Source organism: Companilactobacillus mindensis DSM 14500 (assembly GCF_001434275.1).
Classification (GTDB): Bacteria; Bacillota; Bacilli; order Lactobacillales; family Lactobacillaceae; genus Companilactobacillus; species Companilactobacillus mindensis.
On sequence record NZ_AZEZ01000099.1, the window covers coordinates 1 to 17,987 of the forward strand.

Here is a 17,987-nt window from a genome sequence, read left to right on the forward strand (position 1 = left end):
CACTATTCAAATTTATATTATTTCAAACGTCAACTTGACAGGTGCCAACGCATTAACTTAGGAATTACGGTCTTCTTCTATTTAAAACTATTTAAAAAACAAATGATTTTTACTCAAATATTATATATCCCAACTAAACAACGAAAACCCTAGCCTGGAGAGCAAAAGCTGATGGGCTCAGTAGTGGTTTAATCTTAGCTAGCGTACTGTGCTGGCTTAGATTACTGCCGAGCTTGAAGACAATTTTTAAATTGGCTCCAAGTCGTGCTCACTACGTTCCAGCCCAATCAGCTTTTGATCGGAAGGCGGCATATTTCAACCACCTCTATCTTCAATTCTTTAAATCAAAAACAAGAAAATCGTAATGATCAACAAATCGGCACTGCCACCAAGGCTGAGATCGTTCTCGTTGCAGTAACTATTCATATCATCTAAGGTTTCTCGACCTTCAGGATGACTGCAGCCACCTTCAGCCAAAATATTTTCAGCGTATTTTTGAATATTTTCTAACGATTCCAAGTTACCATGTTTAACCACATTTGAATCATACGATTCCGAGACGATGACCATCAAAGTATCCAATAAAACTGTTCCAAAATCGTTGCCAAAATGAGCTTTTAAATATGGCAATGATTTTTCAAAAACAACCGGATAACCCTTTTCAGCCTCGCCACGAATGCCAGTGATACCATATTGCAGATACATTCGTTCACCATTGGTCAGTTCCCTTTTCTTATCAAGGTCCTTGAAGTCGTGTTCAGTCAAACCACGCAACATTTTCTCAACGACTTGGCGCATATTGTTTTGATCATATCCACCAGCTGCTAGTAAAATTCCCAAAGAGAAAATGGCACCTTTGTGCGTATTGGTTCCACCAGTAGCTTCATACATGGCCTTTTCGGCTTCTATACCTATCGGGCGAATCGCTTTGAATAACTCAGTCAAGTCATCCCCATCAAAGTCGATTCCTGTTTGAACAAATCTCTTAAAATATGGTTGCAATGAAATGGCGCTGTCGATGAAAGTAAAAACGTCCATATCTAAATGGGTTGCGTGATCAACAGGATCAACTAACCCTGGTTTAGGTTGGACGTCTACTTCGTACAACAGAGCTTTCAGTGCAGCATTAGTTAAATGTGTACTTAATTCCATGAAAACTCCAAATTATTATTAATTAATTTATTTATGTATGCTTGCATTTCGGCCACGCTGTGAGTTCGACTCCGAGCACATACTTTGGCTGGCTTATCACAAATCAGACATTTGCGCTCAGGTTCCTTGAAGTCACTGCGACTCAACGGATGCAAGGTTTCATTTTTTAATATTAAAACATCAATATCAAATAGTCTACCAAATTCGTTATGATCTTCGAACTTGGTTGCGTTTTCTTTAACACTACTGGATTGTGCATCAATTATTACAAAAGCTTCTGGACCGGTAGAAACATCCCAAATCAACTGATAACTAACTGACATCCCTCTCAAAAACTGTTCCAGCCCCCACCGAAACACCGACATCAGATAGTAATTGTTCTTGATTGGTCCAGGAATATTCAATTTGGCGTTGATCAATGATTGATTGTCTTTTACTTTTTTAAAGAGCAATTTTTGTTCCATAACTCTGGCATCACGATTTTGTAACACATGAGCGATGTCTTGCTCAATACCTTCAGAAAATAAATCAATCATAATCTCACTCCTAGTCTTTAACTTGGTAAACTGTATCGATCAAACTACCATCACGGTATTCGATCAAAGCAACTGGTCTGTCAGTAAATTCAAGTGGTTCTGGTGTGCCGACGACAGCCTCAGCACGTTTTTGAAGTTCTTCGATCGTGTAAACTGGAACACCAGGAACATTCTTCAAAGCTTCAATTAAATCTTTACGTTTAGGATTGATAGCAATACCAACTTCCGTAACAAGTACGTCGATACTGTCACCAGGTGTAACAACCGTTGTAACGTCTGGTACAACGGTAGCAATTCTACCACGGACAAGTGGAGCTGAAATGATCGTCAACTTAGCATTAGCAGCATCTTGGTGACCACCGATAGCCCCACGGAGTACACCGTCAGAACCAGTCATAACGTTGACATTGAATTTAGTATCGATTTCAAGTGCTGACAAGATACATACGTCTAGTTGGTTAACAGCAGCACCCTTGTTGTATGGATCGGCATACCATGATGAATCTATTTCTTGTTGGTTTTCGTTGTTAGCCATGCTGGCTGCAGCGCCTTTATCGAAATCTTGTACATCCAAAATCTTACTTACAAGACCTTCTTCAAGTAGATCAACGGTTGGTTTAGTAATCCCACCCAAAGCAAATGATGCCTTGATGTTTTTTTCAAGCATTGACTTTCTAAGATAACGGCTGACAGCAAGAGCAGCACCACCGGAACCAGTTTGGAAACTGAAACCATCTTTGAAGTATTGTGAATGTGTGATTACTTGGTTGACCATTTCGGCAATCTTTAATTCCTTAGGATCCTTAGTGAAACGAGTTGCTCCAGAACCGATCTTGTCGGGATCACCGACTTTATCAACTTTGACAACATAGTCAACTTGAGTTTGTTTGATACTTGCTGGCGTATTTGGATAAGGCATGATAGTGTCAGTCAACAAGACAACTTTATCAGCGTATTTGGCATCCATCAATGAGTAACCCATTGAACCAAAGACAGCGTCACCGTGAATGGCATTGGCATTACCAACAGCATCGGCATTTGGTACACCCAAGAAAGCAACGTCAATTTTGATATCGCCATTTTCGATTGCACGAGCACGGTTACCATGCGAACGAAGCACAACAGGATCCTTTAAACCACCGTGAGAAATGAAATCACCGAGTTCGCCACGCATACCAGATGAAGTGATATGTGAGATCGTACCAGCCTTGATAGCTTTGATAACCATGTCGTTCATAACGTTAGTCAATGAACTTGGGGCCAAAGTTAAATCTTGGAAGCCTTCGTTGATGATTTCTTGCATGACCATGTTGAAGACAAAATCGCCTTCACGGAAGTGGTGATGGAAAGAAATTGTCATCCCATTCTTCAAACCAGTTTTTCCGATCACTTCGGGAATTGAATCAACTAATTTATTGTCGCCTTGAGAAACTTTTACTTGGTGAGCAACATAAGTTGTTTCGGGATCACCGATTTCAGTTGTTGTAAATGGTTTGTAATTTTTATCTTTTAAAATATCGTCAGGAATTTCACGATTTACTTTATTTAGCATAAATATTACCGTCCTCGTCAACTAGATTTGAAGCTTTAGCTAAAGCCATAGTTCTTTGGGCACGGGCAACGACGGGCTTGTCGACCATCTTACCACGTAGAGAAATAACCCCTGAGCCTTTCTTGTGAGCTTCTTCAATGGCGTTCAAAACATCTTTGGCATTTCTAATTTCTTTGTCGCTTGGTGCATAAATCGCATTAACTAATGGGATTTGACGAGGATTGATAACTGATTTACCGTCAAAACCAAGTTCATGAATAATTTCTACTTCGTGATTGAAACCTTCAGTATTGTCGACATCTGAGTAGACAGTATCAAAGGCAGCAATTCCAGCAGCACGAGCACCATGCAAGATCATGTTACGGGCGAAGGAAAGTTCAGCCCCATCAGGGTATCTGTGAGTCTTCATCATTGTGACGTAATCTTCGGCACCTAAGGCAATACCGATCAAACGATCAGATGCTTTCGCAATTGCTGGAGCATTCAAGACACCTTCAGCACTTTCGATGGCAGCCATCATGTGTGTACGGCCATTTTCAATGCCAAAGAATTTTTCAGCTTCAGCGATGACTTTTTCAGTTTCGACAACATCGTCAGGAGTTTCAGTCTTAGGCAAACGGATAACTTCAACGCCGGCTTTGACCATTGCGTAAATATCAGCCTTACCCATTTCTGTGTCGAGGCCATTGATTCTGACAACAAGTTCTGAATTGCCATAATCAACGTTTTGTAAAGCTTCAAAGACCAACATTCTAGCAGTGTCTTTTTCAGTTAACGAAACTGAATCTTCTAGATCAAACATAATTGAATCTGCTCCATAGATACCAGCATCCTTGATCATTGCTGGGTTGTTACCAGGAACAAACATCATAGTTCTTCTCAAACGTTCCATTATCCAAGTACCTCCCAATTAGGTTGATTCTGTGTATCAGTAGCACGTTGAATAGCAGCAATCAAACGAGCTTTGATCGTACAATCCAAGGCTCCCTTATCGACGGCCCGAACGTTAACATCAGTGATGTCGTAATCCTTCAATAAGTCTGTGATCACCTTTCTGATCTGATTGCCAAATTGTTTTTCAACTTGTGAATCGAGATTGATCTCAACGCCTGTACCTTTTGAAAGTGTGAATTGGATGTCACTAGATTCCAAAGTTCCGGCTAGTGCTGTGTGCTTAATTTCCATCATTGATCCTCCTTAATAGTGTCTGTAAATTATTCTTAATAAACGTAAAGGTTGTTTCAGGAACATACTTTTGAACAGTTGTCAGGTCTTCTTTTTCGATGGCTTGGCGAACTTTGGTAGCGCTGATGATGTCGGAACCGATTGCTTTACGATCCAAAATCTCCAAGTCAACTTCGGGTGGCAAAACACTCTCCATTGATTGGTTATAAATTTCAGTCGTTGGTGAATATGGTTCGCTACCGACAAACCGTTTGTTGATATGCAAACCATTAGCAATCCGTTTGAACACTTCAGCGTCGAGTTTGGTTTGATAAGTCGCTACGTCAGCTCGACTCTTGATGAAATAAGCCGGGAACGTGACAAAACTGACCATGTATTGACCACCGTTGACAACTTTGACATTGGTTAAGTCTTTAATGCCAGCTTTGATCAATTCCATTCGCTCACTTGTTTTGAACAAAGAAGCATCTTGACTGACTACGAAAACATAGACGTAATCACTCACTTTACTAGCTTGTTCAATCAAATAGCGGTGTCCCAAAGTAAAGGGATTGGCATTCATCACGATAGCTGAAATATTCTGACCGGAAACTTTTGGCAAACTGGCAATATATTGGTCGATCGAATAGTCGCCCGTTTCTAAAAGAGTCGAATATTCGGTTTGAGCGACGACTTTGAACCCTAAATATTTAAAACTCTGTTGGTACTGCGGTTTGGTAAAGACGAAGATATGAAAAATATTTTGCGTAGCCAATTCATTGATCAACGTTGAAACTAACTTGTTGAAGGTATTGCCACCTTGAAAATCTGGGGCAATGGCCAAGTATTTAAGCACATTTTCATAGTAAGAACCCGTCGCGATCAACTGGTCTCCTTCGTAAATACCAAGGGTCTCGGTGATATCATCAAGACTCTCAATAAAAAGACCCTCAGATTGAATCAGGCCTTTCCACTGTTGGTAATAATATGGATCTTGCAAATTCAAAGTTGTTGTATCCAAAGTCTCACTCCTAAGCAAAGAATCTCATTAGGAAAATTGATAGTGTAACGGTGATAGCACCACCTAAACGTACGGCAACTTGCGCAAATGGCATCAAGTTCATCCGATCCCCAGCAGCAAGAATTGCTAAAGCACCTGTACCACCTTGACCAGAACAACATGAAACGGCAATCGCTGTATCGACTGGGTACATATTCAACATTTTGGCACTGAAGAAAGCAGCGGCAACGATAGCTGTTACAGTAATGAAAATTGTGATCAACATTGGTACATTCGTGAAGACAGTTACTAATGACTTCCAAGGCGTCATCGCAACACCGACCCCGAACAATAGAAGTGGTGAGATACCTTTAACTGTCAAACTGTAAAGGGACTTTCCACCTTCTTGAACTGAATCAGGGATCCAGCCGAGCATCTTAGCAACCATTACGACGATCAAAAGAACGATTGGGGCTGGCAAGTGAATAACAGAATTGACGTAAACACCAAGCATGTAAAGCGTAATAGCTAAAATACCAGAAACGAGCATCTTAGTAATGTTGGCTGTATCTGACTTTGAAGAAAGGCTGCCAAGTTCATCAGCGTTCTCATCTGATTCAACCAAACGGCCATTACCAGTCAAATTGGGTTTCCAAACACCGATTTGTCTCAAGATACCGGCTTCGATAACAGCGACTAAACTTCCTAACATAACGCATGGCAAGATTTGAGCAAAGATATCTTGTTGACCCATGGAAATAATAGCGGCATAACCTAGTGACAATGGCAAAGCACCTTCACCGACACCACCGGCCATAATTGGTGCAACAATGAAGAAGTATGACTTATAAGCTGAAAGTCCAAGTAACATGCCGACTCCCATCCCAACAACTTCACAGATCAAAAGAACGACGATGATCCGCATACTAGCTTGAATCAAAGTCTTTCGGTTCATGGCTGAAATACTACCAACGATCAAAAGAGCAATGAAAACGGCTAGAAAATTATTATTGTTCATAAAACTGGTTACGACTTTAGTAGTACTGCTTGGTAACCAATTCATATAAACCAAGTAAGATGGTAAAAAGGTAACGACTAAAACTTTTCCACCTAAAGAATTTAAAACAGGAATGTGTTTCCCAACTTCTTCAAGGATGAAAGAAAACAACGTCATAATTCCGATAGCACCAATCATATCGTTGGGCATTTGGTTCGTAACTGTCAATAAAACATAAGCTACTAATAATAGTAGATAAAGTGGCATTGGTACAATTCCGATATTTAAAGCCATAAATTTCTGAAAGATATTTTTTGGTTGATCTCCATCAGGAACCGAGTTTATTTGCATGATTTACCCCTCATTTTTTACAAAGTTTGTAACTGCATCTGAAACGGTCTTAACAACGTTCTTATCAAAAACTCCAGGAATGATCTTTTCAGGTTTAGGATCACTGATCATTGATGCCAAACCATGTGCCACGCTAGCTTCCATTTCGGTACTGAAGTGGTCGACATGATTTTCTAGCAATCCTCTGAATAGACCTGGGAAAGCTAGGATGTTGTTTACTTGGTTAGGATGTTGTGAACTACCAGTGGCAACAACAACTGCTCCAGCTTCTTTAGCAAGTTCTGGTTCGATCTCAGGTTTTGGATTAGCAAGCGCAAAGACGATTCCTTTATCCATTGAAGCAACCATTTCTTTAGTAACTAAACCGCCAACGGAAAGACCAACGAAGGCATCAGCACCCTTCATTGCGTCAGCTAACGTTTTGGCGTCTGATTTAAGACCAATTCTCTTCATCAAATCATATTGGTAATCATTCAAACTAGTTTCTTTACTATTGATGACACCTTTTTGGTCAACTAGAACGATATTTTTGATGCCGCTCTTGTACAATAATTCCGCAGTAGCGAGACCAGAAGCGCCGACACCATTGATAACGACTTTCAAATCTTTAAGATCTTTGTTGACTACTTTAGCTGCATTGATCAAACCAGCTAAAACAACGATAGCTGTTCCTTCTTGATCATCGTGATAAACAGGGATGTCCAATTTTTCAGCTAACTTTTGTTCGATTTCAAAACATCTGGGAGCGGCGATATCCTCCAAGTGAATCCCTGCAAAACTCTTGCTGATATTAACAACTGTTTGGACGAATTCATCAACGTCAACTTGGTCTAAAGCCAAAGGAATCGCATTAACATTGGATAAGCGTTTGTACAATAGAGCTTTACCTTCAATAACAGGCAAGCCACCTTGAGGTCCAATATCACCTAAGCCTAAAACGGCCGAGCCATCGGTAATGATAGCCACTAACTTACCACTGACGGTGTATTCTTGTGCTAAATCGTGGTTCTTAGCGATGATCTTACTGATTTCAGCAACGCCGGGTGTATAAGCTTCGCCCAATTCCTCCATTGTCGATACGGGTAATTCTCCATCAATTTGAAGAACACCGGTATGATCTTTATGTATTTTTTTAACTAATTCCATATCCATAGGTGTCGCCTCTTTTAAAATATTTAAAAAATATCGTTCTTATTTAACATTTTTCAATTCGTATACTACTCTATATTTTAAAAAAATGTAAATAGTTTCACAAAGTTCACAAACTTTAAAAATTGAAATCAGATGATAAATAAGGTAATTTATATATTAATAGAAGGAGAGATATATTATGGCTCAGGAAGAAAGCACTTCGCTTTTAGTAGATTTGGCTCAAGACTACTATTTAAACCATTTAAATTTGGGTGAGATCTCCGCAAAGTACAATATCAGTCGTTACAAAATTTCCAAATACTTGAATGAAGCAGTCGACAAAAAAATTGTGACAATTAGTATTAGTTCACCTTTTTCACGAAGTCATGACCTTGAAAGTCGACTCAAATCAGCCTTCCCCAATCCTAATTTTTACGTTTTGAAGAATACTGAAGACATTGCTCACGAAAATGACCGCTTTTATTCCTTTTCCGCCAAATATTTACAAGATTTGATTGACGGCAAAAAAATCATCGGTTTAACTTGGGGAGACACGATCTATCACGTCATCGATTCATTCCAAACATCGGCTAAAGACAATATGGTTTTTACCCAATTCATCGGTGAAAATGGTAAGCACAATTCACTGGCCGGTTCGATGCGCATGGTCCAAAAAGTTGCCACTCGCTACAATGGTAAATACTTAACCATCGATGCCCCACTTTACATCATTAATAAGGAAGTCAGACGGCTGCTCTCATTGGAACCAGCTATTCAACCTACTTTGGCTACCGCTCAACAATTGGATCTGATTTTCACGAGTGTTGGAACGCTTGATTCGCTCAACAGTATCGACTCTTGGGACAGCAGTAAAAACATCTTGTTCCCTGACGTCAATCCCAATTCAATTGCGGCATTAGTTTATGGTCGGCCAATCGACAAAAATGGTAAGTTGCTCGTCAGTCAGGAAGATGACAAAGTCTTTGGTATCAATTTCAAAAAAGTGTTAGAAGTTCCTACTAGGGTCGCTATCGTCAACGACAAGTTCAAATCATCAGCTTTAAATGCAGCTTTACAAGGCGATTACTTTACTGACGTAATTTTGAATGAACCAACAGCTAATAAAGTTTTGGCTGAATTATAATTTTTCACAAAAAAACAGGCCTCGAAATTATTCGAGACCTGTTTTTATATCGCTTTTGTTTACTTTACTAACTATTAGACCTATCACTAAACCAACTACTGCTGGAACTACCCAACCCAAACTGAGTTGTGCCAATGGCAAATAGTTATTCCAACTTAAAATTTCTTGAACGAAGCCAGTCTGTTTTAAAGCACTTGGCAAAGCATCCAATCCAGCAAACAAGGCTGGGATCACTGTGAACAAAGTCGTAATATTATAGATCCACTTAGAATCGCCAATCAATGGTTCCAAAACGGCAATGATGATCAAGACCATTGCCAACGGATACAAGAACATCAAAACTGGCGTTGAATAGTTGATTAATCTAGTCAAACCAATATTGGCTACTAAAAATGACAAACCACTGGCAAAAATCAAAACCCACTGATAATTAAACTTAGGAAACATCTCTTTGGCTGTCTCACCGAAAGCCGACGTCAAGCCAATCGAGGTTTTCAAACAAGCAATAATAGCTATCAAAGCTAACAATAAACTACCAAATGAACCAAAGTAGTAATTGAACACTTGAGCCAAAGTCACGCCACCATTGGCTGCCAGCGGCAATTTATTGACACTCATCGTTCCAATCAGAGCTAAGAAAGCGTAGATAATTCCCATCAAAACCACACTGATCAAGCCTGAACGGATCGTATCCTTAGCAATTTGACCGGGATGTTTAACGCCTAGTGATTTGATCGTATCGATCACGACAACTCCAAAGGCCAACGAAGCTAAAGCGTCCATCGTATTATAGCCTTCTGTAAATCCGGTCAAGACTGGTGATTTCACATATTGTCCGTGCGGAGCAACATTTAAACTCCCCATTGGTTTGATAAAGGCCGTTACAACCAATATCCCCAACAATACCAAGAAAATTGGCGTTAACCACTTGCCAACATAAGTCATTAACTTACTTGGCTTTCTAGCTAATAAAATAGTTACGATAAAGAAAATAGCCGAAAAGATCAGCAAAACCATTTTTTGACTGCCACGTCCGACAAACGGAGCTATTCCTAGTTGAAACGAAATCGTTGCTAACCGGGGAATCGCAAAGAATGGTCCCATCGTTAAATACAGCAAAATCGTAAATCCATAAGCGTAAGGACGATTCACTTTGCCCGCCAAGTCGAAAACACTGTTGGAGCCGGTCATCCCCATACTGGCTACACCTAAAAGTGGCAAGCCTACCCCGGTGATCAACAGTCCAATAATAGCGTAAAAGACGTTGCTACCGGCTTGTTGACCTAAGAAGACTGGAAAAATCAGATTACCAGCACCGAAAAACAGTCCAAACAACATTGATCCGATAAAGAATAAATTTCTCCACGTTAATTTTTCATTCATTTATTTATTTCACTCTCTTATTTTTGCATAAAGTCCATCTAAATATAATAAGCGAGTAACTGCTTCCATGACAACTAATTAGACAAAAAAAATAGAACTAATCCAAAATGGATCAATTCTATTTTTTTATTGCATTAAGCTAGATAAGTATCTTCAACCCATTCAGTTGTAGCAACACGGTAATATGTGTGACCATTGTATGTCCGTGTTTGATCAGTGTACCAAGGTGTGTTATTTGCCAAGGCACGGTTACCGATCAATGAAGTTGAGCCGTCACTGTTAAATGAAACTAATCTAACGTATGAAGCGTTAGGATTGTTAACAGTAATACTGTGGTTGTTTGTTTGTGAACTACCATTTGTTTCGGCACTGCCACTAGCATTGTCGTATTGAGTCAAGTTGTATGTTTGGATCAAGTTGTTCAATGAAGATGCATAGTTAGGTGCTGTGGCATATCTACCTTGCAACCAAGCAGTAGCGTCCTTGTATGAACTTGTGTTTTCTTTCCATGTACCACTGTAATAACTTGAATTCCATGAAACACCGTTGCGCAATTTGTTACCATTGTCAGCAAATGATTCGTAGTAGCTTGGGTACTTTCTGAAGTTAGCATTGATTGTGTACCAACCGGCTGAAGCACTCCATTCGGCTGTAGGCATAGTTACGTATGAACCGTTGTAATCACCCTTGATACCAAACAAATTGTGACCTTGAGTAGCTAGAGTAGATGTACCCCAAGCACTTTCAAGGATAGCTTGTGCCAACATAACAGAAGTATAAACACCATATTGATTAGCAGCTTTTCGAGCCATTGGTACAGCAGAGTTCAAGAAAGCTTGTTGTTGAGCTGATGTGATTCCTGAAGCTGCTTGAATAATTGCAGTAGTATTTGAAGCAGTTGCTGAAGTTTCACTAGCTGCTTGAACAGTAGCTGAGTTAGCAACAGTTGTATCAGCCTTTTTTACGTCTGATCCGGCAATGATGTTTGATTTGTTATCTTGTGATTTATTACTTACTTGTTCTGTACTTGTTTGAGATGTAGCTGAGTCTGCATCATTAGTTGTAGCAGCTGATACTACTGAAGGAGCAGCAGTTGCGGCTAAAGTGCTAAGTACTAAAGCACTAGTGAGTAGAGTTTTTTTAGACATAGAATGGTTTCCCCTTAATAAATAATCTAGTTATAGACTACTATTTAAAAAAAGTAGTTTCAATAAAACTCGGATTTTGTAACAAGAATTAAACATTCGAAAATAAATTGTAATTTTTTGTCTCTTGACTTAAAGAATTCCTTAAGAATCTAAAGAATTCTTATCATTAAATAATAGTTATATTCTTTTTTTAAGGCTTTTTTCCTTATCAAATTGAATAACTATTTTGACTTAATATTTAAAGAATAATTGGTAGTTTGAATTATTTTTTCATTAATCGTTTAAAATCCCCTGCTGTCACGCGTTTCGAGCCTTATTGAACGTTTCCTTAGGCCTCCTTTTAATTGTGAGTTTTTACACTACCAACAAAATTTTACAATAAAAAAAACCGCTATTCAGCGATTTCCTATAATTTTGAACTTAACTTAACATCTGGATATTTACTTACAAACCAGTTCTCAGCAAATTTATTTTCAAATAAGAACAATGGCTTATCATCCAAATCTTTCACAAGCATATTTCTAGTTGAAGACATCGATTGATCAAGTTGTTCTGGGTCGACCCAACGAGCAATTCTTGAGCCGATTGGTTTCATAATAACATCACAGTTATATTCGTTCTTCATTCTGAATTGGAAGACTTCAAATTGTAGTTGACCAACGGCACCTAAGATGTAGTCGTTAGTTGTGTATTTCTTGTACAACTGAACGGCACCTTCTTGAACTAGTTGTTGCATTCCCTTGTGGAAGGATTTTTGTTTCATAACGTTTTTAGCTTGAACTTCCATGAACATTTCGGGAGTAAATTGTGGCAAATCTTCGAATTGAACGGCCTTTTTACCAGAATAGATCGTATCGCCAATTTGGAAATTACCCGTATCGTACAAACCAACAATATCTCCAGCTACGGCTGTCTTAACAGTTTCTCTTTGGTCAGACATGAACTCAGTCGCATTGTTCAAACGCATCACTTTGCCGGTCCGATTCAAGGTAACATCCATTCCTCGAACGAATTCACCGGAACAAATTCTGACGAAAGCAATTCTATCACGGTGATTAGGGTTCATATTAGCTTGGATCTTGAAGACGAACGCTGAAAATTCAGGATCATCTGGTTTAACAACTTCATCACTATCTTGTTCCTTATGCGCAGCTGGAGCTGGAGCCATATCCAAAAAGCTGTTCAAGAAGGTTTCAACTCCGAAGTTTGTCAAAGCTGAACCAAAGAAGACAGGTGTTTGATTACCAGCCATGATCTTTTTCAAGTCAAATTGATTACCAGCTTCTTTGATCAAATCAACTTCACCAAGAGCTTGTTCGTAAACACTCTCATCTTCGATTGGATTGTGTTCAGCCAATTGGCCATCCTTGTTCAATGGTAAGAAGCGGTCGTCGCCATCTTTTCGGTAAAGTTCCAAACGGCTGTTACGAATATCGTATAACCCTTTTAGTTCCTTACCCATACCAATAGGCCAGTTCATAGCACAGCCTTCGATATTGAGCAGTTCTTCAAGTTCAGCGATCAGATCCAACGGATCACGACCATCACGGTCCAATTTGTTCATGAAAGTGAAGATAGGAATACCACGTTTTTTAACAACCTTAAATAATTTCTTAGTTTGTGGTTCGATACCTTTGGCCGAGTCGATAACCATGACAGCCGCATCAACCGCCATCAAAGTACGGTAAGTATCTTCAGAGAAATCTTCGTGTCCTGGGGTATCCAAAATGTTGATATCCTTGTCACGATAGTGGAATTGCATAACTGAACTGGTAACGGAAATACCACGTTTCTTTTCGATCTCCATCCAGTCAGATGTAGCAAATTGACCAGACTTCTTAGCTTTAACAGTACCAGCGGAACGAATAACTCCACCAAAATAAAGCATTTGTTCTGTAATTGTTGTCTTACCAGCATCCGGGTGAGAGATGATGGCAAAGGTTCTACGTTTGTTTACTTCTTGTTCTAATTGTTTTTGATCCATTTTTATTTAAGTGCTTGCAAATTTCTTTGGAACACTTTTCCTCCATATATAAGTAAAAATTCAATATTGGATATATCAGGTAATATATTTACAACATAATTTTCCTCGAAAAAAAAGAAATACATCAGTATTCCTTTTTGTACATGTTAGTAGTTACATTCTTTAATTTGTCGTCTGGAACGGTCACGATAACATTTTCGATTCGTGAACCATTCAACTCACCAGATGTAATTACAATGCCATCATCTAGTTTAAACGATTTGGGATGTTTTGCATCAGGTATTTCACCGATATTCATAATTAAATAACCGGCGATCGTATCGACATCGTCAACTTTGATTTCTTCTTCAAACAGATCATCAAAATCTTCGATTGTCATCAAACCAGTAACTGAGAACTTGTTGGCTCCCAATCTTTGGAAATTCTTGGTTACGTCATCGTACTCATCATCGATCTCACCGACGATTTCTTCCAAGATATCTTCGATCGTAGCTAACCCAACGATTCCACCATATTCATCAACGACCATGGCGATCTGTGTTTGGGTACTACGCATCTTTACTAATAAACTATCAATATTAGTAGCTTCAGGAACGAACAATGGCTCCTTCATCAAGCTCTTGAGGCTGATATTTTCAAAACCAACTTCACGGGACTTCTTCAATAAGTCCTTGATATGAATAATACCGATAATATTATCCTTGTCGCCACCATAAATAGGAATTCTTGAATATGGTTGGTTCAAGATAGCATCGATGTTTTCATCGACCGAATCATTGATATCGATCATAAAAGTATCGGTTCTAGGAACCATTATTTCTCGCGCTGTTTTGTCGCCAAAGCGGATAATTCCTTGAAGCATTTGGTACTCATCCGAATTGATCGAACCATTATTCCGCGACTTTCGTAAGGTCGCAATCATTTCGTTACGAGTTGTTGGCTCGTCCTTTTGGCTGAAATCGATCGGTGTGATCTTCATCAGACCAATGATCGTGATATTCAACAACCAGACGAACGGTTTTAATAACCAACCGAACAATCCAATCAATGGTTGTGTAAAACTTGCCACTTCATATGGGCGTTGTAACGCTACTCTTTTGGGATATAATTCTCCCAAAACCAAAGTGATAAACGACAAAACTATCGTTATGACCACAATGGACACTTCCCGGCTACCAGGAAAACTTCCCATCAAATTTTCCAAACCTGCACTCAAAGTCGTTGCGGCACTGGCAGATGATAAGAAACCTGCCAAAGTGATTGCCACTTGGATCGTTGATAAGAATTTGTTTGGTTCATTGATCAATTGTAAGATTTTCTTGGCTTTCTTGCTACTTTTAGCCTTCTCCTCAACCGACGTTTTATTTAAAGAAACAATCGCCATTTCGCCGGCTGCAAAAAATGCATTCAACATTGTTAAAACAATTATTAAAATCAGCTGTCCGGACAGCGACGCTCCAGAAGAGTCACCACTCATTTAACTCGCACTCTCTTTCATTAGTAAAATTAGAATAGAAACAAAACAATTATAACAGGTGTTAATGTATTCAACAATAAGGCTTTTTAATGCTAAAATAAGAATATCAGTATATAGGGAGTATTCTAATATGTCTAATAAAAAAATTGCTGTGATCTACCTACTCTTCTTTATCATTCCTTATGTTCTCTGTTTATCGATCATTGGGGTCTCATATAACTCACTCGTCTTGCACGCACTGACATGGAGAATTATCGTCGGTGGCATCGTGGGCGCCTTTGGAATGTTTGCGGTCAAAGTTATCGCTCAACGTCCAGTTTTGATCATGTATCGTAGTTCGACACGTAAAATCTTAAAGAGCTTGCTGAACTTCTTTATTCTTGAACGTAGCAAAGTAGTTATCGGAGCCAATTTGGCAGTCGACTTCTGTCTGTCGATGTTAAGTATTTACTTAGTTGCTAAGTTCATGCCACTAACGATCGTTTTGGGTAGAACGCTTGGCTGGTTGGTACTTGTTTTAGTGATATCACTGACATTGGCCTCATATTTGGAATTCGAATCATTATCGATTTATACAGAAAAAAAGAAATAAACCTTGACTTCTCAAATTTTTAATTGTAAATTTGAGACAACTTAATTGCAGGAGGAATCGGACATGTTGAATTTTAATCAAAAACAAGTTGAATCATGTTGTTGTGTAGTAATGAACGAACATTACTATACTTTTTCAGCATGTCTAATACCACTCAATTGATAATCAAGTAGTGAAAACTAAAAACTATCAAGCGGAGTTGACATTAGTCAGCCCCGCTTTTTTTGTGCTTTTAGACCTACTTAGAAGGGAAATACAGGGGAAATGAATTGGGAAATCATTAAACAAAGTTTACCGATGTTTCAAAAAGGATTCGAGTTAACGCTTTACTTATCACTGGTCGGTATTATCGGTTCGATCATTGTGGGACTGGCTAGTAGCCTAATTAAATATTTTAAAATACCGGTCTTACAACGAATCGTTGCTATCTACGTGGAGATTTCACGTAACACACCACTATTGATTCAGTTATTTTTCTTATACTACGCCTTTCCAGCTATTGGCATTAAAATCAGTGCTCAATTGTGTGGCATTATCGGCTTAATTTTCTTAGGTGGCAGTTACATGGCTTCTGGTTTTACGGGGGGTTTCAACGGCGTTAAGAAAAATCAAATTGAGTCTGGTAAAGCTATTGGCCTCAATAATTGGCAATTAGCTCGTTATGTGGTCTTTCCACAAGGATTTGCTTTAAGCGTTCCGGCTCTAGCGGCTAACATCATCTTTTTGATCAAAGAAACATCGATTTTCACCGTCATCGCCATTCCAGAGCTAACTAATACAGCAATGGATCTGATTGGACTTTACTACAATTCCAATGAATACTTATTCGTCTTAGTAATTGCTTATGCCATCATCTTGATTCCACTCTCAATTATTTTGACATTTTTAGAAAAGAGGGTTCGTTATGGCACATTCGGGAATTAACGTACTATTTGAAGGCACCAACTTCACACGTCTGTTGGGAGGCTTGTGGACTACAGTTCAAATAGCTGCAGTGGCCATCATTATCGGTCTGATCTTAGGGATTATCTTGGGTGTTTTAAGAACTTTTCATAATCCACTCTTACGCTTAGTTTTGCGCCTGTATTTAGAGTTTTTCCGGATCGTACCAACGACTGTGCTTCTCTTTTTATTCTATTATATTTTGCCACGGCAAATGAATATCCACTTACCGGGACCACAGATGGCAACATTAGTCTTCGCCTTATGGATGGCTGCCGAAATGAGTGATATCGTACGTGGAGCCTTGATCTCCGTACCTAAACATCAACGTGAATCAGGCCTGGCAATTGGGCTTTCAAGATATCAACTCTATCGTTACATCTTGATTCCACAAGCCTTTACCCTAGAACTACCAGCAACCATCAATTTGATCACCAGAATCATCAAGACAACTTCTTTATTGATGTTGATCAGCGTAATGGATGTTATCAATATCGGTCAACAAATCATCGAAGCTAACAATCAACATTATCCAACCGGTGTTTTCTGGGTTTATGGATTAATCTTCCTATTATATTTCTTAATCGACTACCCACTATCTTGGTGGGCCAATCGCTTAGAACAAAAGAGAATGGAGAATATCAATGACTGAGGTTTTAAAAGTAGAACATTTAGATAAATCCTATCAAAAGCAACCTGTTTTACATGACATTAACTTTTCCATTGCGAAAGGTGAAGTGGTTACCCTCCTTGGTCCATCTGGATCTGGTAAGAGTACTTTGATCAGAACTTTGAACGGTTTGGAAAAATATCAATCCGGGACAATCACTTTTAATGGAAAGAAAGTGGTTCCAAATGATAAAAATTGGCAAACCCTTCGGCAAAAAATTGGGATGGTCTTTCAAAGTTATGACCTCTTCCCTAATTTGACCGTCATGGACAATATCATCTTAGGACCCACGAAAGTCCAAAAACGTGCTAAAGAAGAAGTTATCGCCCAAGCACGCGCCTTGTTGAAAAAAGTCGACTTGCTTGATTACGAAGATTCCTACCCTCGACAATTATCCGGTGGACAAAAACAACGTATTGCTATTGTCAGAGCTTTAGCTCTCCATCCTGAATTCATGTTATTTGATGAAGTAACAGCTTCACTGGATCCAGAAATGGTTCGAGGCGTGTTAAATATCATCCGTGACCTCGCTGACCAAGATGATATGACGATGATCATCGTGACTCACGAAATGGACTTTGCTAAACAAGTTGCCGACCGGGTGTTATTTCTCCAAGATGGCAAAATCTTAGAAGATACACCGGGAAATCAGTTCTTCGACCATCCACAAACAACGCGTGCCAAAGAATTTTTAGAGAGTATGAATTTTTAAATTAAGGGGATTATTATTATGAGAAAAATATGGATCAGAACCATTGCAATTA

At 39.1% G+C, this 17,987-nt stretch carries 17 protein-coding genes; 5 read left to right on the forward strand and 12 right to left on the reverse strand.

The window, feature by feature from the left end; genetic code table 11:
- Positions 1 to 339: 339 nt before the first annotated feature.
- The 8 genes from citG to FD29_RS09800 are packed head-to-tail and all read right to left on the reverse strand — an operon-like array spanning position 340 to position 7,904.
- Positions 340 to 1,152, reverse strand: coding sequence for a triphosphoribosyl-dephospho-CoA synthase CitG (citG, locus tag FD29_RS09765; RefSeq protein WP_057888749.1), 813 nt, complete (start codon positions 1,150 to 1,152; stop codon positions 340 to 342).
- Entirely contained in the window at positions 1,143 to 1,688 is a 546-nt protein-coding gene (gene citX / locus FD29_RS09770) for a citrate lyase holo-[acyl-carrier protein] synthase (protein ID WP_057888750.1), read from the reverse strand. Before citX ends, citG begins: the two co-directional genes overlap by 10 nt.
- Positions 1,689 to 1,698: 10 nt before the next feature.
- The gene (gene citF, locus FD29_RS09775; protein ID WP_057888751.1) at positions 1,699 to 3,240 is read right to left on the reverse strand and encodes a citrate lyase subunit alpha; all 1,542 of its coding nucleotides are present in this window, start codon (positions 3,238 to 3,240) and stop codon (positions 1,699 to 1,701) included.
- Positions 3,230 to 4,132, reverse strand: a complete 903-nt coding sequence (citE, locus tag FD29_RS09780) for a citrate (pro-3S)-lyase subunit beta (RefSeq protein ID WP_057888752.1) — start codon at positions 4,130 to 4,132, stop codon at positions 3,230 to 3,232. Before citE ends, citF begins: the two co-directional genes overlap by 11 nt.
- Positions 4,132 to 4,425, reverse strand: coding sequence for a citrate lyase acyl carrier protein (citD, locus tag FD29_RS09785; RefSeq protein WP_057888753.1), 294 nt, complete (start codon positions 4,423 to 4,425; stop codon positions 4,132 to 4,134). Before citD ends, citE begins: the two co-directional genes overlap by 1 nt.
- Positions 4,415 to 5,425, reverse strand: coding sequence for a [citrate (pro-3S)-lyase] ligase (gene citC / locus FD29_RS09790; RefSeq protein WP_057888754.1), 1,011 nt, complete (start codon positions 5,423 to 5,425; stop codon positions 4,415 to 4,417). Before citC ends, citD begins: the two co-directional genes overlap by 11 nt.
- 10 nt (positions 5,426 to 5,435) lie before the next feature.
- Complete coding sequence (locus FD29_RS09795) at positions 5,436 to 6,710, reverse strand: 2-hydroxycarboxylate transporter family protein (protein WP_371862714.1); 1,275 nt, start codon at positions 6,708 to 6,710, stop codon at positions 5,436 to 5,438.
- A gap of 45 nt (positions 6,711 to 6,755) precedes the next feature.
- Positions 6,756 to 7,904, reverse strand: coding sequence for an NAD(P)-dependent malic enzyme (locus FD29_RS09800; RefSeq protein ID WP_057888755.1), 1,149 nt, complete (start codon positions 7,902 to 7,904; stop codon positions 6,756 to 6,758).
- 178 nt (positions 7,905 to 8,082) lie between these two features.
- Between FD29_RS09800 and FD29_RS09805 the strand changes: the two genes are divergently transcribed.
- On the forward strand, positions 8,083 to 9,027 hold the full coding sequence (locus FD29_RS09805) for a sugar-binding transcriptional regulator (RefSeq protein ID WP_057888756.1): 945 nt from the start codon (positions 8,083 to 8,085) through the stop codon (positions 9,025 to 9,027).
- A 27-nt stretch (positions 9,028 to 9,054) separates the two neighbouring features.
- On the opposite strand, the gene brnQ is transcribed toward FD29_RS09805, so the two are convergent.
- From brnQ to FD29_RS09825, 4 genes are all read right to left on the reverse strand, one after another.
- Complete coding sequence (gene brnQ / locus FD29_RS09810; RefSeq protein ID WP_057888757.1) at positions 9,055 to 10,410, reverse strand: branched-chain amino acid transport system II carrier protein; 1,356 nt, start codon at positions 10,408 to 10,410, stop codon at positions 9,055 to 9,057.
- A 134-nt stretch (positions 10,411 to 10,544) separates the two neighbouring features.
- Positions 10,545 to 11,558 (reverse strand): glycoside hydrolase family 73 protein, encoded by a 1,014-nt coding sequence (locus FD29_RS09815; RefSeq protein ID WP_057888758.1) that lies wholly within the window; start codon positions 11,556 to 11,558, stop codon positions 10,545 to 10,547.
- Positions 11,559 to 11,964: 406 nt separating this feature from the next.
- The gene (locus tag FD29_RS09820; RefSeq protein WP_057888759.1) at positions 11,965 to 13,542 is read right to left on the reverse strand and encodes a peptide chain release factor 3; all 1,578 of its coding nucleotides are present in this window, start codon (positions 13,540 to 13,542) and stop codon (positions 11,965 to 11,967) included.
- 124 nt (positions 13,543 to 13,666) lie between these two features.
- Entirely contained in the window at positions 13,667 to 15,019 is a 1,353-nt protein-coding gene (locus tag FD29_RS09825; protein ID WP_057888760.1) for a hemolysin family protein, read from the reverse strand.
- A gap of 130 nt (positions 15,020 to 15,149) precedes the next feature.
- Here FD29_RS09825 and FD29_RS09830 point away from each other — a divergent pair, with 130 nt between their 5' ends.
- The 4 genes from FD29_RS09830 to FD29_RS09845 all read left to right on the forward strand — a co-directional run bounded on the left by FD29_RS09830 (position 15,150) and on the right by FD29_RS09845 (position 17,935).
- Positions 15,150 to 15,611, forward strand: a complete 462-nt coding sequence (locus FD29_RS09830; RefSeq protein ID WP_057888761.1) for a hypothetical protein — start codon at positions 15,150 to 15,152, stop codon at positions 15,609 to 15,611.
- Between the two features lie 264 nt (positions 15,612 to 15,875).
- Complete coding sequence (locus FD29_RS09835; RefSeq protein ID WP_057888762.1) at positions 15,876 to 16,535, forward strand: amino acid ABC transporter permease; 660 nt, start codon at positions 15,876 to 15,878, stop codon at positions 16,533 to 16,535.
- Positions 16,516 to 17,205 carry an amino acid ABC transporter permease gene (locus tag FD29_RS09840; protein ID WP_057888763.1) on the forward strand — a complete coding sequence of 230 codons (690 nt, stop codon included), beginning with the start codon at positions 16,516 to 16,518 and terminating at the stop codon, positions 17,203 to 17,205. The genes FD29_RS09835 and FD29_RS09840 overlap by 20 nt, the downstream gene beginning before the upstream one ends.
- Positions 17,198 to 17,935 (forward strand): amino acid ABC transporter ATP-binding protein, encoded by a 738-nt coding sequence (locus FD29_RS09845; RefSeq protein ID WP_057888764.1) that lies wholly within the window; start codon positions 17,198 to 17,200, stop codon positions 17,933 to 17,935. Before FD29_RS09840 ends, FD29_RS09845 begins: the two co-directional genes overlap by 8 nt.
- Positions 17,936 to 17,987: the final 52 nt, after the last annotated feature.

Coding starts and splice junctions, on each gene's coding strand:
- FD29_RS09840 (WP_057888763.1), top strand. CDS start 16,516: ATGGCACATTCGGGAATTAACGTACTATTTGAAGGCACCAACTTCACA.
- citD (WP_057888753.1), bottom strand. CDS start 4,425: ATGGAAATTAAGCACACAGCACTAGCCGGAACTTTGGAATCTAGTGAC.
- citX (WP_057888750.1), bottom strand. CDS start 1,688: ATGATTGATTTATTTTCTGAAGGTATTGAGCAAGACATCGCTCATGTG.
- FD29_RS09820 (WP_057888759.1), bottom strand. CDS start 13,542: ATGGATCAAAAACAATTAGAACAAGAAGTAAACAAACGTAGAACCTTT.
- citE (WP_057888752.1), bottom strand. CDS start 4,132: ATGGAACGTTTGAGAAGAACTATGATGTTTGTTCCTGGTAACAACCCA.
- FD29_RS09815 (WP_057888758.1), bottom strand. CDS start 11,558: ATGTCTAAAAAAACTCTACTCACTAGTGCTTTAGTACTTAGCACTTTA.
- FD29_RS09800 (WP_057888755.1), bottom strand. CDS start 7,904: ATGGATATGGAATTAGTTAAAAAAATACATAAAGATCATACCGGTGTT.
- FD29_RS09845 (WP_057888764.1), top strand. CDS start 17,198: ATGACTGAGGTTTTAAAAGTAGAACATTTAGATAAATCCTATCAAAAG.
- citF (WP_057888751.1), bottom strand. CDS start 3,240: ATGCTAAATAAAGTAAATCGTGAAATTCCTGACGATATTTTAAAAGAT.
- FD29_RS09830 (WP_057888761.1), top strand. CDS start 15,150: ATGTCTAATAAAAAAATTGCTGTGATCTACCTACTCTTCTTTATCATT.
- citG (WP_057888749.1), bottom strand. CDS start 1,152: ATGGAATTAAGTACACATTTAACTAATGCTGCACTGAAAGCTCTGTTG.
- FD29_RS09805 (WP_057888756.1), top strand. CDS start 8,083: ATGGCTCAGGAAGAAAGCACTTCGCTTTTAGTAGATTTGGCTCAAGAC.
- FD29_RS09825 (WP_057888760.1), bottom strand. CDS start 15,019: ATGAGTGGTGACTCTTCTGGAGCGTCGCTGTCCGGACAGCTGATTTTA.
- brnQ (WP_057888757.1), bottom strand. CDS start 10,410: ATGAATGAAAAATTAACGTGGAGAAATTTATTCTTTATCGGATCAATG.
- FD29_RS09835 (WP_057888762.1), top strand. CDS start 15,876: ATGAATTGGGAAATCATTAAACAAAGTTTACCGATGTTTCAAAAAGGA.